Genomic DNA, 208 nt, shown 5'->3' with positions numbered 1-208 from the left:
TCGCGGCGCAAGCCGCTGGATGAGCACCGGGCCTACATCATCCATCTGCTGGAGAATTTCCCGAAGCTCAGCGCGGTGAAGATCCGGCGCAAGCTGCAGGAGAAGGTCGGGCCGCTGAGGGCCTCCGGGCGCACGCTCAGGCGCTACATCAGCGCCTTGCGCGACGAGGTGGCCGAGGCACAGCCGCGCTACTACGAGCCGGTGCTCG

The 208-nt window shown here is 67.8% G+C and carries 1 pseudogene; it reads left to right on the top strand.

From position 1 onward, the window contains the following. Positions 1-208: pseudogene (locus tag ACYQ2W_RS27000) on the top strand (hypothetical protein); the annotation flags it as partial.

The sequence above is a fragment of the Endothiovibrio diazotrophicus genome (assembly GCF_054657215.1).
Note: the sequence above shows the minus strand (reverse complement) of the source record. Positions and strands in the feature narration are given on the sequence as shown.